Origin of the sequence: Micromonospora sp. AKA38 (genome assembly GCF_027925725.1) — a bacterium.
Classification (GTDB): Bacteria; Actinomycetota; Actinomycetes; order Mycobacteriales; family Micromonosporaceae; genus Micromonospora.
The window spans coordinates 441,039-456,245 of sequence record NZ_BNEI01000003.1 but is presented as its reverse complement, the minus strand read 5'-3'; the positions used below and the strand labels follow the sequence as shown (position 1 = coordinate 456,245).

At 70.8% G+C, this 15,207-nt stretch carries 13 protein-coding genes and 1 tRNA gene; 9 read left to right on the top strand and 5 right to left on the bottom strand.

The window, feature by feature from the left end; all coding sequences use genetic code 11:
- Positions 1–11: 11 nt before the first annotated feature.
- Together TPA0908_RS10485 and TPA0908_RS10480 are read right to left on the bottom strand one after the other, a co-directional pair.
- Entirely contained in the window at positions 12–1,289 is a 1,278-nt protein-coding gene (locus tag TPA0908_RS10485) for an MFS transporter (RefSeq protein ID WP_281936973.1), read from the bottom strand.
- A complete protein-coding gene (locus tag TPA0908_RS10480) occupies positions 1,286–2,599 on the bottom strand; it encodes a GH1 family beta-glucosidase (protein WP_281938527.1) in 1,314 nt (437 codons plus the stop codon). The genes TPA0908_RS10485 and TPA0908_RS10480 overlap by 4 nt, the downstream gene beginning before the upstream one ends.
- Before the next feature lie 203 nt (positions 2,600–2,802).
- On the opposite strand from TPA0908_RS10480, the gene TPA0908_RS10475 reads away from it, so the two are divergent.
- Positions 2,803–3,249 carry an SRPBCC family protein gene (locus tag TPA0908_RS10475; protein ID WP_281936972.1) on the top strand — a complete coding sequence of 149 codons (447 nt, stop codon included), beginning with the start codon at positions 2,803–2,805 and terminating at the stop codon, positions 3,247–3,249.
- Positions 3,250–3,398: 149 nt separating this feature from the next.
- Here the strand turns inward: TPA0908_RS10475 and aceE are convergent, their stop codons facing one another.
- The gene (gene aceE / locus TPA0908_RS10470) at positions 3,399–6,143 is read right to left on the bottom strand and encodes a pyruvate dehydrogenase (acetyl-transferring), homodimeric type (RefSeq protein WP_308447824.1); all 2,745 of its coding nucleotides are present in this window, start codon (positions 6,141–6,143) and stop codon (positions 3,399–3,401) included.
- A gap of 186 nt (positions 6,144–6,329) precedes the next feature.
- Between aceE and TPA0908_RS10465 the strand changes: the two genes are divergently transcribed.
- Positions 6,330–6,734 carry a YjbQ family protein gene (locus TPA0908_RS10465; protein ID WP_281936970.1) on the top strand — a complete coding sequence of 135 codons (405 nt, stop codon included), beginning with the start codon at positions 6,330–6,332 and terminating at the stop codon, positions 6,732–6,734.
- Between the two features lie 111 nt (positions 6,735–6,845).
- On the opposite strand, the gene TPA0908_RS10460 is transcribed toward TPA0908_RS10465, so the two are convergent.
- Positions 6,846–8,489, bottom strand: coding sequence for an alkaline phosphatase D family protein (locus TPA0908_RS10460; RefSeq protein ID WP_281936966.1), 1,644 nt, complete (start codon positions 8,487–8,489; stop codon positions 6,846–6,848).
- 211 nt (positions 8,490–8,700) lie between these two features.
- Between TPA0908_RS10460 and TPA0908_RS10455 the strand changes: the two genes are divergently transcribed.
- The 7 genes from TPA0908_RS10455 to TPA0908_RS10425 all read left to right on the top strand — a co-directional run bounded on the left by TPA0908_RS10455 (position 8,701) and on the right by TPA0908_RS10425 (position 14,796).
- Positions 8,701–9,183: a MarR family winged helix-turn-helix transcriptional regulator gene (locus tag TPA0908_RS10455; protein WP_281936965.1), complete on the top strand. Its 483-nt coding sequence runs from the start codon at positions 8,701–8,703 to the stop codon at positions 9,181–9,183.
- 51 nt (positions 9,184–9,234) lie between these two features.
- On the top strand, positions 9,235–11,844 hold the full coding sequence (locus tag TPA0908_RS10450; protein ID WP_281936963.1) for a thiamine pyrophosphate-dependent enzyme: 2,610 nt from the start codon (positions 9,235–9,237) through the stop codon (positions 11,842–11,844).
- A 111-nt stretch (positions 11,845–11,955) separates the two neighbouring features.
- Entirely contained in the window at positions 11,956–12,393 is a 438-nt protein-coding gene (locus TPA0908_RS10445; RefSeq protein ID WP_107155847.1) for a DUF3052 domain-containing protein, read from the top strand.
- 8 nt (positions 12,394–12,401) lie between these two features.
- Entirely contained in the window at positions 12,402–12,869 is a 468-nt protein-coding gene (locus TPA0908_RS10440; RefSeq protein ID WP_281936959.1) for a peroxiredoxin, read from the top strand.
- A 77-nt stretch (positions 12,870–12,946) separates the two neighbouring features.
- Positions 12,947–13,021, top strand: a tRNA-Val gene (locus TPA0908_RS10435).
- A gap of 54 nt (positions 13,022–13,075) precedes the next feature.
- On the top strand, positions 13,076–14,218 hold the full coding sequence (locus TPA0908_RS10430) for a helix-turn-helix domain-containing protein (RefSeq protein WP_281936957.1): 1,143 nt from the start codon (positions 13,076–13,078) through the stop codon (positions 14,216–14,218).
- Positions 14,215–14,796: a nucleotide-binding protein gene (locus tag TPA0908_RS10425; protein ID WP_281936955.1), complete on the top strand. Its 582-nt coding sequence runs from the start codon at positions 14,215–14,217 to the stop codon at positions 14,794–14,796. The genes TPA0908_RS10430 and TPA0908_RS10425 overlap by 4 nt, the downstream gene beginning before the upstream one ends.
- Here TPA0908_RS10425 and TPA0908_RS10420 read toward each other — a convergent pair.
- Positions 14,777–15,190: a hypothetical protein gene (locus TPA0908_RS10420; RefSeq protein ID WP_281936954.1), complete on the bottom strand. Its 414-nt coding sequence runs from the start codon at positions 15,188–15,190 to the stop codon at positions 14,777–14,779. The two genes, TPA0908_RS10425 and TPA0908_RS10420, sit on opposite strands and share 20 nt — an antisense overlap.
- Positions 15,191–15,207: the final 17 nt, after the last annotated feature.

The window sequence follows — 15,207 nt, the reverse complement described above, 5'->3', positions numbered from 1 at the left end:
AGGGGGCCCGGTCAGGGCACCGCCCTGATCTTCACGACGAGCGCGCTGCCGAGCAGCGTGACGGCCGCGGTCACCGCGTAGAGCGTCGGGTAGCCGCCCAGGTGCACCACGATCGGGGCGGAGACCGCCGGCCCCAGCACCTGCGGCGCGGAGTTGGCGATGTTGATCACGCCGAGGTCCTTGGCCCGGTCGGTGGCGGCCGGCAGCACCTGGGTGATCAACGCGGCGTCCACCGCCAGGTAGACGCCGTAACCGGCGCCGAGCAGCAGCGCGGCGACGATCGCCATCGACCAGACCGGCGCCACCGCGAGCAGCGTCGCCGCCACCGCCATGATCAGCCCGGACACGATCACGAAGACCTTGCGCCGGCCGGAGCGGTCGGAGAGCCGCCCGGCCACCACGGCGGTGAGCATCATGCCGACCGTGTAGAGCAGGATCAGCACCAGCAGCGAGCCCTCGGGGTCGGCCACCCGTACCCCGTCGGTGAGGAAATACAGCAGGTAGAGCGTGCCGAGCGCGTTGCCCAACTGCACCAGGAACCGGGTGAACCAGGCCCAGGCGAAGTCGGGGTGACGACGCGGGCTGATCCACATCGAGGCGAGCAGGGCGCGCGCCCGCAGCGGCGTCCGGTGCTCCCGGGGCAGTGGGTCGTCCTGGGTGAGCAGCGCGAACGGTAGCGACAGCAGCAGCACGGCCAGCGCGATCGCGGCGTACCCGGCGGCGTTGCCGGTGACCACGGCGGTGACCAGCACCGCGCCGAGCACCAGGCCCAGCGCCTGCGGGATGCCCACCCAGCCGGAGACGCCGCCACGCTGCGCCACCGGCACCCGGTCCGGGATCGCGGCGGTGAGGCTGGCCAGCATGGCGTTGAAGCAGACCTGCGCGGCCACCCAGGCCACCGCCACGCCGGCGATGCTGTCCTGCCGCGCCAGCAGCACCAGCGCGAACGCGCCGACCACCGCGCCGGTCGCGGTCCAGACGTGCCGGCGGCCGAAGTGCCGGTTCGCCAGCCGCAGCGAGGTCCGGTCGGACAACGCCCCGGCCAGCGGGTTGGCCAGCACCGCGGCGAGCGCGCCGAGGCCGGTGACCACCGCCAGCATGGCCTCCTTGTCGCCCGGCGCGATGCGTTCCACCTGCTGCGGCAGCAGCACCTGGATCGGCGTGAAGAACGCCATCCAGACGCCCAGGTTGGCGGCGAAGATCAGCGCGATCCAGCTCCGCCGGACCGGCACGGTCGGCTCGGCGAGCGCCGCCGGCAGCGAGGCCGGCGTCGGGTTCACCGTGGTCATCGCCGGACCAGGTCCCGGAACCAGGCGTACGACGACTTCGGGGTACGCCGCTGCGTGGGGTAGTCGACGTGCACCAGGCCGAACCGTTTGGTGAACCCCTCGGCCCACTCCCAGTTGTCCAGCAGCGACCAGACGAAGTACCCGGTCACCGGCACCCCCGCGGTGATCGCCTCGTGCACCGCGCGCACGTGCCCGTCCAGGTAGGCGATCCGGTCCGGGTCGTCCACCCGGCCCTGCGCGTCCGGCACGTCGTCGTACGCGCAGCCGCTCTCGGTGACCTGGACCGGCGGCAACGCGTCGCCGTACCGGTCGTGGAGTTGGAGCAACAGCTCGCGCAGCCCGTCCGGGGCCACCGGCCAGTCGAACGCGGTGCGCGGGTACCCGTCCAGCGGCACCATCTCGAACGGCAGCGGCGAGCCCTCCTCGGGGGCCCGGATGCCGGTCGGGTTGTAGTAGTTCACGCCGAGCACGTCGATCGGGGCGGCCAGCACGTCCAGGTCGCCGTCGTGGATCACGGCCGGGTCGAGGCCGGGCGCGTCGGGGTAGCCGCGGCCGAGCAGCGGGTCGGTGAAGAGCAGGTTGTGCAGCGCGTCGTACGCCTGCGCGGCGGCCCGGTCGGCGTCGGTGTCCCCGACCTGCCGCACCGGCGAGTAGTTGTTGGCGATCGCCACCGGGCTCGCGGTGCGGGCGCGCAGCGCGGCGACCGCCAGGCCGTGCCCGAGGAGCTGGTGGTGGGCCACCGGGAAGGCGTCGAAGAGCAGCATCCGGCCGGGCGCGTGGGTGCCGATGCCGTGCCCGAGGCTCATGTGGATGAACGGCTCGTTGAGCGTGATCCAGAGTTTCACCCGGTCGCCGAGGCGGGCCGCGGTCAGGTCGGCGTACTCGGCGAAGCGGGCGGCGGTGTCCCGGTTCAGCCAGCCGCCCGCGTCCTCCAGCGCCTGCGGCAGGTCCCAGTGGAAGAGCGTGGCGACCGGGTCGACGCCGGCGGCGAGCAGGCCGTCCACCAGCCGGTCGTAGAAGTCCAGCCCGGCCGCGTGCGCCGGGCCGGCGCCGGTGGGCTGGACGCGGGGCCAGGCGACCGAGAACCGGTACGCGGACACGCCCAGCCCGGCCAGCAGCGCGGTGTCCTCGGCGTGCCGGTGGTAGTGGTCGCACGCCTCGTCGCCGGTGCTGCCGTCGACGATCCGGCCCGGCTCGTGGGCGAACGTGTCCCAGATGGACGGTCCCCGGCCGTCGACCGTGGTCGCGCCCTCGATCTGGTACGCGGAGGTGGACACCCCCCAGCGGAAGCCGGCGGGGAAGTCGGGCATCGGCACAGTCGTCAATTCGCCCTCCCAATACGTGAAGCGTGTTCGCGACTCTAGGGCTCGGGAGAACGCCACGCCATAGGCCGGGACGGTGGGTGACGCCGGGGCGTTTCGGCGTGTCTTCGCCGATCCCGTCCGCTTAAGTCCGATTTACACATAGAGTGCCGAATATCGCGGATGTAGTTTTAAGTGGGGGAAAGACGCTCATGATCCTCGTGGAACGCAGCGCACACGTGGCGGCGCCGGTGGAAGTGGTCTGGGACGTCGTGCAGCGCGCCGAGCAGCTGCCGGCCTGGCTGGCGGGGGTCCGTGCGGCCGAGGTCCTCTCCGGGGAGGGGTTCGGTCGGCGGCAACTCGTCCAGGCCGGACGCGGCGCCGCGCACGAGGCCGAAGTGATCGCCTATCAGGAACCGACGTTGATCGGCTGGCGCGAACGGGCCAAGGGCGCCGGCGCCCGGGCCGAGGCGCGTACCGAGATCTACGTCCAGCTCACCGCGGACGAGGACGCCGGCGGCACCGTGGTCCGGCTGATCGTCGTCCGGTGGCCCGCCGGGCCGGTCAAGGCCGCACTGCTGCGGCTCGGCCTGCGCCGGGTGGGCGCCGACCTGGAGGACTCGCTGGCCCGGCTGACCGACCTGGCCGCCGTCGGCTGACCGGGTCCAGTCCCGGCGTCGCCCGCAACGACGATGGTCCGGCATCCCAACCAGGGACGCCGGACCATCGTCGTGCTCGCACGCCGTCGGCGGTGAGAAGGGGCCCCTCTCTGCCGGAGGCGTTAAGAAGGGGCCCTTCCTTTCAACTGCTAGCTGTCGCCGCCGGTCTCGCCGACCGGGGCGGCGGTGACGTCGTCCAGGGCGTACTTGCGGGCGGCGTCGGCCGGCACGTGGGCCGGGACCGCGCCCCGCAGCGCGAGCTGCCGCAGCGTGGCGACCGCGACCGACTCGGCGTCCACGTGGAAGTGGCGACGCAACGCGTGCCGGGTGTCCGACATGCCGAAGCCGTCGGTGCCGAGCGAGGTGTAGTCGCCCGGTACCCAGCGCGCGATCAGGTCCGGTACCGCGCGCATCCAGTCGCTGACCGCGACCTTCGGGCCCTCGGCGTCGGCCAGCTTGCGCTGGATGTACGGCACCCGCTGCTCCTCGCCCGGGTTGAGCAGGTTGTGCTCCTCGCACTCCACCGCGTCGCGGCGCAGCTCGGTCCAGGACGTCACCGACCACACGTCGGCGGCCACGCCCCAGTCCTCGGCGAGCAGTTGCTGGGCCTTGAGCGCCCACTGCATGCCGGTGCCGGAGGCCAGCACGTTCGCCTTCGGCGCGTCCGCGCCCACCTGCGGCGCGGGCGAGTAGCGGTAGATGCCCCTGACGATGCCCTCGGTGTCCACGCCCTCCGGCTCGGCCGGCTGGAAGATCGGCTCGTTGTAGACGGTGAGGTAGTAGAAGACGTTCTCCTGCGCCTCGCCGTACATCCGGTGCAGGCCGTTCTCCAGGATGTGCGCCAGCTCGAACGCGAACGCCGCGTCGTACGCGACCACCGCCGGGTTGGTGGCGGCGAGCAGCAGCGAGTGCCCGTCCTCGTGCTGGAGACCCTCGCCGTTGAGCGTGGTCCGGCCGGCGGTCGCGCCGAGCACGAAACCCCGGGCCATCTGGTCGGCCGCCGCCCAGAACCCGTCGCCGGTGCGCTGGAAGCCGAACATCGAGTAGAAGATGTACATCGGGATCATCGGCTCGCCGTGCGTGGCGTACGACGTGCCGGCGGCGGTGAACGAGGCGACCGAACCGGCCTCGTTGATCCCCTCGTGCAGGATCTGCCCGGTCGTCGACTCCTTGTACGACAGGAACAGCTCCCGGTCGACCGAGGTGTAGCGCTGGCCGTGCGGCGAGTAGATCTTCTGGGTCGGGAAGAGTGAGTCCATGCCGAACGTGCGGGCCTCGTCCGGGATGATCGGCACCCAGCGCTTGCCGAACTCCTTGTCCTTCATCACGTCCTTGAGCAGGCGGACGAAGGCCATCGTGGTGGCCACCTTCTGCTTGCCCGACCCGCGCTTGACGTCGGCGAACCGCTCGCTGCCCGGGATCGCCAGCGTCCTGCGCTCGGTGGTGCGTGACGGGAGGAAGCCGCCGAGCTGGCGACGCCGCTCCCGCAGGTACTCCATCTCGTCCGACTTCTCGTCCGGCGTGTAGTACGGCGGGAGGTAGGGGTTCTCCTCCAGCTGCTTGTCCGGAATGTCGAGGTAGAGCCGGTCGCGGAACAGCTTCAGGTCGTCGAGCGTCAGCTTCTTCATCTGGTGCGTGGCGTTGCGGCCCTCGAAGTGCGAGCCCAGCGTCCAGCCCTTGATGGTCTTGGCGAGGATCACCGTCGGCTGGCCGGTGTGCTCCATCGCCGCCTTGTAGGCCGCGTAGAGCTTGCGGTAGTCGTGGCCACCCCGCTTGAGGTTCCAGATCTCGTCGTCGCTCAGGTGCTCGACCATCTTGCGGGTCCGCGCGTCGCGGCCGAAGAAGTGCTCCCGGACGTACGCCCCGGACTCCGCCTTGTAGGTCTGGTAGTCACCGTCGGGCGTGGTGTTCATCAGGTTGACCAGCGCGCCGTCGGTGTCCGCCGCGAGCAGCGGGTCCCACTCCCGACCCCAGACCACCTTGATCACGTTCCAGCCGGCGCCCCGGAAGAACGCCTCCAGCTCCTGCATGACCTTGCCGTTGCCGCGGACCGGACCGTCCAGGCGCTGGAGGTTGCAGTTGATCACGAAGGTGAGGTTGTCCAGCTCCTCGCGCGCGGCCACGCCGATCGCGCCGAGCGACTCGACCTCGTCCATCTCGCCGTCGCCCAGGAACGCCCAGACGTGCTGCTGGGAGGTGTCCTTGATGCCGCGGTGGTGCAGGTAGCGGTTGAATCGCGCCTGGTAGATGGCGTTCAGCGGGCCGAGGCCCATGGAGACGGTGGGGAACTCCCAGAAGTCCGGCATCAACCGCGGGTGCGGGTACGAGGGCAGCGAGCCGGCGCGGTGCGACAGCTCCTGCCGGAAGCCGTCGAGCTGGTCGGCGCTCAGCCGACCCTCCAGGAACGCCCGCGCGTACATGCCGGGGGAGGCGTGACCCTGGTAGTAGATCTGGTCGCCGCCGCCCGGGTGCTCCTTGCCACGGAAGAAGTGGTTGAAGCCCACCTCGTAGAGCGACGCCGAGCTGGCGAACGTGGAGATGTGACCGCCCACGCCGATCTCCGGGCGCTGGGCCCGGTGCACCAGCATGGCGGCGTTCCACCTGATGTAAGCCCGCAGCCGTCGCTCGATGTGCTCGTCACCGGGGAACCACGGTTCCCGCTCCGGCGGGATGGTGTTGATGTAGTCGGTGGTGGTCAGCGACGGCACCCCGACCTGGCGCTCGCGGGCCCGCTCCAGCAGGCGCAGCATGACGTACCGGGCGCGCTTGGTTCCGCGCTCGTCGATGACACCGTCGAGTGACTCGACCCATTCGCTGGTCTCTTCAGGGTCGATGTCCGGAAGCTGGCTCGGCAGACCAGCGGTGATCACCGGGCGCTTGCGTTCCGTAGCCACAGGCGTTCCCTCGGTTCTGTGTGGGATAGGTCTCTAGCGCCATCCTGCCCCCTCGTGGCGCTCGTCGTCACCTCCGGCTCCCCCAGACGCGATGCTGAACACAGGTACCCGCCGGTAACTTTGTGCGATCACGGACGTGCCGGCCGGCCGGGCGGGAGAGCGAACCGCTGCGGCAGAATGCGCCGTATGCGTAGCGAGGTGATCAGCGTCCGGACCGGGGCCCGGCCGACCGTCCGGGACATCACGGCCGAGGCCGAACGGTTCGTCGCCGGGTCCGGCGACGGGCTGCTGCACGTCTTCGTGCCGCACGCCACCGCCGGGTTGGCGATCATCGAGACCGGCGCCGGGTCGGACGACGATCTGCTCCGCGCGCTCGACGATCTGCTGCCCACCGACGACCGGTGGCGGCACCGGCACGGGTCACCCGGACACGGCCGCGATCACGTGCTGCCGGCGTTCGTGCCGCCGTACGCGACGCTGCCGGTGCTCGGCGGGCGGCTCCAGCTCGGCACCTGGCAGTCCATCTGCCTGGTCGACCCGAACGGCGACAACCCGGACCGCCAGATCCGCTTCTCCTTCCTCCCCGCCTGACTACACCCCACCCCGAAGAGGGGCCCCAGATGCACGGAAAGAGTGGCCATCCGACGCGGAACAGCCACTCTTTCCGTGTATCAGCGTCCAGCGGCGGGGGGAGGGGTCGGATCAGGGGCGGGCGGTTTCCGTCTCTACGGTCTGGCGGCCCTGGTCCACCTCGGGCGCGACGGTCCGCGCGGCGGCCGGCGGCCGGTCGTACGTCAGGTTCAGGCCGGGCACCCGGTCCTCGACCACGAACGTGGCCCGGGTGTACGCCGGCGCGTCCGGCCGGCTCACGTACGGCAGCACGTCGAAGTTCGCGGTCAACTCCTTCGGCGTGATCGTGGTGCGCACGTAGCCGCGCAGATTGTTCTGGAAGCGCAGGTGCGGGTTGAACGCCAGCCACGGGTGCGACCCCGTCGGCGAGTCCGCGCCGTCCCCGGTCGAGGTGATCGAGGAGCAGACCAGCTCACTGCCGACCGTGCGCGACGTCGGGTCCGCGTAGTCCAGCTTCAGGTCGCTGGCCCAGTGCGCGTGCACGTCGCCGGTGAGCACGACCGGGTTGCGCACCCCGGCGGCCACCCAGCCCCGGGTGATCCGGTCCCGCGAGGCGACGTACCCGTCCCAGGCGTCCATGCTGGTGACCGTGAGCGGCCCGGCGTTGTTGTCCCGCTGGGCGAAGAAGACCTGCTGGCCGAGGAGGTCCCACCGGGCGTCCGAGCGGCGGAAGCCGTCCAGCAGCCACGCCTCCTGCGCGGCGCCGGTGATCGACCGGGCCGGGTCGGACGCGTCCGCGCAGTCCCGGTAGCCGTCACCGCACGCCTGGTCGTCCCGGTACTGCCGGGTGTCGAGCATGTGGAACGTGGCCAGCCGGCCCCAGCGCACCCGCCGGTAGAGCTGCATGTCGATGCCGCGCGGGATCGAGGTGCGGCGCAGCGGCATGTTCTCGTAGTACGCCTGGAACGCCGCCGCCCGCCGGGCGAGGAAGTCCGGGTCCGGGGCCTCGGGCACCTCGTCGGCCCAGTTGTTCTCCACCTCGTGGTCGTCGAAGACCACCACCCAGGGCGCGACCGCGTGCGCCGTCTGGAGGTCGGTGTCGGTCTTGTACTGGGCGTGCCGCTGCCGGTAGTTGGCGAGCGTCCGGGTCTCCGGACCCTCGTGGTCGCGCGGGTTGCCGCCCGGCACCGTGTACGTGTCCTTGGCGTACTCGTACTGGTAGTCGCCGAGATGCAGGATCAGCTCCGGCTCGGTCTCGGCCAGCCGCCGGTACGCGGTGAAGTAGCCGTGCTCGTACTGCGAGCAGGAGACGAAGCCCATGGCCAGCGCGGACGGCAGCAGCCAGGGCGGCGGCGCGGTGCGGGTGCGGCCGACCGGGGAGAGCCAGCGCTCGACCCGGAACCGGTAGAAGTACTCCCGACCGGGGAGCAGGCCGTCCAGTTCGACGTGCACGCTGTGCGCCGACTCCGGCCGGGCCAGCCGTACCCCTCGGCGCACCACGTGCCGGAACCGTTCGTCGGCGGCCACCTCCCAGGACACCGGCACCACCCGGGACGGCATGCCACCCAGGCCGTCCTCGGCCAGCGGCTCCGGCGCGAGCCGCGTCCACAACACGACACCGTCGTGGTCGGGGTCGCCGGAGGCCACCCCGAGCGTGAACGGGTCGCGGCGCAGCGGGCCGGGCGCCGCGGCCGCCGCGACCGGCAGGCCGGCTGCCGCGCCGGCGGCGCCGAGCGCCGCGCCGCTGAGCAGGATGGTACGTCGGGACAGTGCCACGGTTTCCTCCCCGGAGTCCGGTTCGTCGACTCCGGGCAGCCTGGCGATCGTCGATGGCCGTCAGGTGACGGGCAGGGGCGCTTTCCGCCGAACAACGGTCGGCGGATGAAAGGTGGCGACGTCAGCCGAGCAGGCGCGGACGGTACGGGTCTGGTGCGCTCCGCAATAGTGGAGGAAGTCAATTGTTGATCTGTCACGTATGATGGTCGGCATGGCGCAACGCCCGGTCCCCCGCACGTCGTCCCCGGCCGACGACCGGCTCGGCCTGGCCGGGGACGCCGTGCGCCGGATCCAGCACGTCGCCGCCGCGCTGCGGCACCACCAGGACGAGGAGATCGCCGCGCTGGGCCTGACCCCGGCCGCGGCCCGGGCGCTGCACGAGCTGGACCCGGACCACCCGTCGCCGGCCCGCGACCTGGCCGTGCGACTCGGCTGCGACCGCTCCAACGTGACCGGGCTGGCCGACAAGCTGGAGCAGGCCGGGCTGGTCGAGCGCCGGGCCGACCCGACCGACCGGCGGCAGCGGGCGCTCGTCGTCACCGCGCGGGGCCGGCAGGTCCGGGAGCGGGTACGCCAGGTGATGTCGGACTCACGGCTGCTCGACGGGTTGAGCACGGCGGAGCTGGCCACGCTGCGTGACCTGGTCTGGAAGGTGTCCGACGGCGGCTGCCCGGAGGAGCGCGGCGAGGTCTGAGCCGCGCCGGGCGGAACGTGTCCGACTGGGCGAGGCGGGCCTGAGTCGGTAATGCTGTCCGACGTGACCTCCCCGCACGATCTCGACGACCGGCTCCGAGCCGACCTGGCCGCGCTCGACGCGCCCGGCCAGCGGCGTGACCTGCGTGAACCGTTGCCCGACGGTGGGTCGCTCACCGGGGCGCAGGCGCTGGCCCTGTTCGACGCGCAGCTCACCAGCCGGCTGGTCGACCTGGCCGGGCGCTGGCTGCGCGGCTTCGGTGAGGGGTACTACACGATCGGTTCGGCCGGCCACGAGGGCAACGCGGCGGTGGCCGCCGCGCTGCGGCCGACCGACCCGGCGCTGCTGCACTACCGGTCCGGCGCGTTCTACTGCCTGCGCGCCGCCCAGGCGGCCGGCGAGTTCCCACCCGACGCGCCACCCGCGCCCGCCGGCCGGGAGCAGGATTCCGATCCACGGGACACGGACGGATCCTGGCCCGACAGCGCATGGGTGACCGCACCGAGCGAAGCGAGGGCCGGCAGCGACCCCACCGGGGTCGTCTCCCACCAGGATCCCGCTCCGGGTGACCCCGCCGGCGGCGCGGCCGGGCCGGCCGCGCCGGCGGACTCCGGCGACCTCGACGCGGTGCTGCTGCCGGACGGGGCCGGGGTGACCGTGGACGCGGACGGCGACGCGACGGTCGGCGTACCCGGTCTGCCGTCGCCGTCGCTCGACGACGCGTTCGCGGGCGCGGCGCGGGACATGCTGCGCGGCATGGTCGCCTCCGCCGAGGAGCCGATCGCCGGCGGCCGGCACAAGGTCTTCGGCCGGGTCGACCTCGCGGTCGTGCCGACCACCTCGACCATCGCCTCGCACCTGCCCCGCGCGGTCGGCCTGGGGCTGGCCCTGGAACGGCTCCGGCGGGGCGGACGACACGTCGACGGCGAACCGGAGGTGGCGTCCTGGCCGCTGGACGCCGTGGTGGTCTGCTCCTTCGGCGACGCCTCGGTCAACCACGCCACGGCCACCGCCGCGTTCAACACCGCCGGCTGGTACGACCACACCGGCCTGCGGATCCCGGTGCTGTTCGTCTGCGAGGACAACGGGCTGGGCATCAGCGTGCGCTCGCCCGAGGGCTGGGTGGCCGCCATGCTGCGGTCCCGGCCCGGCATCCGCTACTTCGACGCCGACGGCACTGACGTGGTGGCGAGCCACCGGGTGGCGGCGGAGGCGACCGCCTGGGTGCGCCGGCACCGCCGGCCCGCCGTGCTGCACCTGCGCACGGTCCGGTTGATGGGGCATGCCGGCGCGGACGCGGAGACCGCGTACCGGAGCCGGGCGGAGATCGCCGCGGACGTGGCACGGGACCCGCTGCTGGTCACCGCGCGGCGGCTGGTGGCGGGCGGCTACGCGAGTGGCGAGGAACTGCTCGCCCGGTACGACGAGCGGGGCTGGCAGCTCCGGCGGATCGCCGAGGAGGTGCTGGACGAGCCGAAACTGGCCACCCCGGTCGAGGTGGTGGCGGAGCTGGCGCCGCGCCGGCCGGTACGGGTGTCCCGGACGGTCGCCGACGCGGCGGCACACGCGGCCGGTCCGGGCGCCGGGGCGCGGGCGGAGGCGTTCGGCGGGAAGCCGCCGGAGCTGACCGGGCCGCTGACGTTGGCGCAGAGCATCAACGCGGCGCTGGCCGACGGCATGCTCGACCACCCGCAGATGGCCGTGTTCGGTGAGGACGTGGCCGCCAAGGGCGGGGTGTACGGGGTGACCAAGGGACTGCGGGACCGGTTCGGGGTGGCCCGGGTGTTCGACACGCTGCTCGACGAGACCTCGATCCTCGGGCTCGGGCTCGGCGCCGGCCTGGCCGGCATGCTGCCGGTGCCGGAGATCCAGTACCTGGCGTACCTGCACAACGCCGAGGACCAGCTCCGCGGCGAGGCGGCCAGCATGCGGTTCTTCTCCCGGGGTGCGTTCCGGAACCCGATGGTGGTGCGGGTGGCCGGCCTGGCGTATCAGGAGGGCTTCGGCGGGCACTTCCACAACGACAACTCGGTGGCGGTGCTGCGGGACGTGCCGGGGCTGGTGATCGCCGTGCCGGCCCGGCCGGACGACGCCGCGCCGATGCTGCGTACCTGCCTGGCGGCGGCCCGGGTGGACGGCGCCGTCTGCGTCTTCCTGGAGCCGATCGCGCTCTACCACACCCGCGACCTCCACGCGGACGGCGACGGCGAGTGGCTGGCCGAGTACGCCGAGCCGGGCGCCTGGGCGGACCGGCACGTGCCGATCGGCCGCGCCCGGGTGTACGGCATCGGCTCCACCGACGATCTCACCATCATCACCTTCGGTAACGGGGTGCGGATGTCGCTGCGGGCCGCGGCCACGCTGGCCGGGGAGGGCGTCGGCACCCGGGTGGTGGACCTGCGCTGGCTCGCCCCGCTGCCGGTGGCCGACATCATCCGGGAGGCGTCGGCGACCGGCCGAGTGCTGGTGGTGGACGAGACGCGGCGCTCCGGCGGGGTGGGCGAGGGGGTGTTGGCGACGCTTGTCGACACCGGTTATGTCGGCGCGGCGCGACGGGTGGCCGCTCTTGACTCGTTTGTACCATTAGGTCCGGCTGCTCATCAGGTTCTGGTGTCCGAGGAAGCCATTACCGAGGGTGCCCGTACGCTGCTGGCACGGTAAATTCCGTTCCACCCGGTGCGCCACTTGCGCAGCGAGCCGCAACTGTGTGGACTGGGCGCGGCGGTGTCGCACGACGCCGCCGGCAGGGATGAGATGAGGAGGCACGCGACAGTGAGCGCGACCGCTGGTCAGGCCGCCGACGGGGTACGCAGCCTGGCGGACCGGTTCGGGATCGAGCCGGGCATGGTCGTCATGGAGATGGGCTACGACGACGACGTCGACTCCGATCTCCGGGACGCCCTGACCGACCGCTGTGGAGAACTGGTCGACGAGGACACCGACGAGGTGGTCGACGCGGTTCTGGTCTGGCACCGGGACGGCGACGGTGACCTCTTCGAGCTCCTCGTCGACGCCCTCGGCCCGCTGGCGGACAACGGCGTGGTGTGGCTCCTGACCCCCAAGGCCGGCCGGGACGGCCACGTCGAGCCGAGCGAGGTCGCGGAGAGCGCCCAGACCGCCGGGCTCCAGCAGACCTCCACCATCAACGCGGGCCGCGACTGGAGCGGCGCCCGCCTCGTGCTCCGGCGCGGGTCCAAGAGCAAGAAGTAGGAGCACACATGCCCATCGCGGTTGGCGCCGAGGCGCCGGATTTCCTGCTCAAGGACCAGAACAACCAGGAGGTTCGACTCTCCGACCTGCGCGGTCGCAAGACCGTGCTGCTGGTCTTCTACCCGCTCGCCTTCACCGGCATCTGCCAGGGTGAGTTGTGCGAGGTGCGGGACAACCTCAACGAGTACGTCAACGACGACGTCCAGGTGCTGACCGTCAGCGTCGACTCGGTCTACGCCCACAAGATCTGGGCCGACCGGGAGGGCTACCAGTTCCCGCTGCTGGCCGACTTCTGGCCGCACGGCGCGGTGGCCCAGGCGTACGGCGTCTTCAACGAGGTCGCCGGCATCGCCAACCGGGGCACCTTCGTCATCGACAAGGCCGGCGTGGTCCGCTTCGCCGAGATGAACATGCCCGGCGAGGCGCGCGACCAGCAGGGTTGGCGCAAGGCGCTGGCCGAGGCAGTCGCCGCCTGAGCCACCCGAGCACGTCGTTCGACCGGGCCGGAGGCGGCAGGTAAGCTTGCCGCTCCGGCCCGCCGTACGGGCGTTCCGGGCGCGTAGCTCAGTGGGAGAGCACTCGCCTTACAAGCGAGGGGTCGCAGGTTCGAAACCTGCCGCGCCCACCACCCTAAGGAGAAGCTTCGCTTCTTCTCAGCCCATGGGTGTGCGATAATCGCACGGTGGCTGACATCGACGCGCGGACGCTGGGGGAGCGCATCCGAGATGCGCGCAAGCGAGCTGGCCTTAGCCAAGATGATCTCGGACAAGCGGTTGGTCTTGAGCGTACGGCGATGAACAAGATTGAGGGGGGCGTTCGTAAGGTCACGGCGCTTGAACTGTCGGACATCGCCGCGGCGATCGGCGTTCGTATGTCTACGTTCTTTGCCGAACCTGTCCCCGCGCTCGTTGCGCACCGCTCCAGCCAAGGGCTGGATACGGCAGACTCGCAGATCGATGCACTGCTGGCGAAATTTGCCGGTGAAGTCGAGTTCGTCGCCTCATTGGGTGTTGACGAGTTAGGTCTCGACGCTGCCGACATGGTTATTCAGGCCGGCATCGCGAAGCCGTCGACCAACGCTGAGGCCGAGGCGCTCGCGGCGAAGGCGCGCGATTTGATGGGCCTGTCGGCCGATGAGCCCATTCGGCGACTCCTGGACTGCGCCGCCAGCCTTGGGCTCTTGGCGTTCTCCCGCGATGTCGGCAAGGACACCGCTGATGCGGGGACGATCCTCTTGCCTCGGGGGGGCGTTACTTTGGTCAACAGTTACATGAAGGTTGGCCGGAGGCGGCTTGCGTTGGCGCACGAGCTCGGTCACTATCTCATTGCCGATGCCTACACCATCGACTGGCGAGTGGATGACCACTCCGATCAGGTCGTCCCGATGGAGGCACGCCTCGATCGTTTCGCGCGTGCGTTGTTGCTCCCCAAAGTGGCGGTCGAACGGAAATGGCCCGAAATGGTTGCCCAGTCAGGAGAGCGCACTGCGGCAATTATTTTGGCAAGCCAGTTCCGGGTCGACATGGCTACTCTCGCGACTCGCTTGAAGGAATTGAGACTGGCAGATGCTGAGGCGGTGGCCTCGGTGCGCAAATGGCGTACTACGCAAACTGACATTATCGAGTTAAACTTGCACGTCCCCCTTCAGGAGTTGGAGGGGAAAACGATTCCCCGACCGTTTGCGCTCGCGGTTCTGCGGCTCGTTCGCGATGAGCGGATCAGCCGCGAGCGAGCCTTGGATCTCCTTCAGGGTACGTTCGAAGAGATGGATCTACCGCAGGCTCGGGAGCGGCGGGCTGATGAAATCTGGAACTTCGTGTCGTGACAGTGCCGGATAACGCCTGGATCTTCGACACTGGGCCGCTGCGGCATTTCGCAGAACAGGGGTGGCTGGGGGTTCTGCGCTTCCTTGCTGGTGATCGCCCGATCTACATTCCCGACACCGTCGAACGTGAACTGAATCAGGCTGCCGATTATGTACCGGCTACTCGGATGGTCCTCGACGCTGATTGGATTTCTGTTTACCGGTCGACTGACCCGGATTTTATGGAAACCTTGTCCTATTACGCTGATCGGCTGGTCGCCGACAGTAAGAATCTAGGCGAGTGCGGGGTCCTCACGATGGGCCAGCTTTTCAAATGTGAGGTGGTGATAGACGACGCCGTCCCGCGTGGCATCGCCGAGGAGAGAGGTGTTCGTGTGACGGCAACTGTCCCGTTGCTGTGCGCGGCTATTCGTGCTCAGAAGCTCACGACGGTGATGGTTGAGGAACTGGTGGACAACCTCCTGGAGAGTAAGTACTTTCTGCCTTTCGGGCCGGGCGGCTTCCGTCGGCACGTGTTAGAAAACGGACTCCTGGATTATGAGGATCTGGAAGTCACGTTTAGGGGAATGGCTCGGTGATGCGGACGCCGTGGGCGCGTAGCGCCGCCTCCACCCGATCCCGGGTCCCCCGGTCCGGCCGGGACCACTGCCAGACGCGCCCGACCAGGACCGCGTTGTTCGGCCCCGGGACGTCCCACGGGCCACCGTCCGGGAACACGGCGAGCGCGAGCCGGCCGAAGCCGGGGCGGGTCAGGTTGGCCTGGCTGATCTCGGCCCAGCGGTAGCTTCGGGTGACCGTACCCCGGTGCCGGACGAGCAGGCCGGTCTCGCCGGCGAGCAGCGCGCCGTCGCGCTGGATCCACGCCGCGACGACAGTGGCGCCCACCAGCCCGGCCGGCGTGATCAGGAATCCGGCGCGTCCCCCGACGACGGCGACGACGATCAGCGCCAGCACCCCGAGCGGTGCGAGCACCGCTGGCCACCACCGCG